At 55.9% G+C, this 286-nt stretch carries 1 pseudogene; it reads left to right on the forward strand.

Features of this window, described 5'->3' with window-relative positions:
* Positions 1 to 20: 20 nt before the first annotated feature.
* Positions 21 to 286 (forward strand): annotated as a pseudogene (locus LZP73_RS20585) (gamma-glutamyl-phosphate reductase); the annotation flags it as partial.

Below are 286 nucleotides of genomic sequence, written 5' to 3' on the forward strand. Positions count from 1 at the left end.
ACCCGTTAAGGAGCTGGCCGATGCTGGAACAAATGGGCATTGCCGCGAAGCAAGCCTCGTATAAATTAGCGCAACTCTCCAGCCGCGAAAAAAATCGTGTGCTGGAAAAAATCGCCGATGAACTGGAAGCACAAAGCGAAAGTATCCTCAACGCTAACGCGCAGGATGTTGCAGACGCGCGTGCCAATGGCCTTAGCGAAGCGATGCTTGACCGTCTGGCACTGACGCCCGCACGGCTGAAAGGCATTGCCGACGATGTGCGCCAGGTGTGCAATCTCGCCGATCC

This window comes from Shewanella sp. AS16, from assembly GCF_021412365.1.
GTDB classification, from domain to species: domain Bacteria; phylum Pseudomonadota; class Gammaproteobacteria; order Enterobacterales; family Shewanellaceae; genus Shewanella; species Shewanella salipaludis.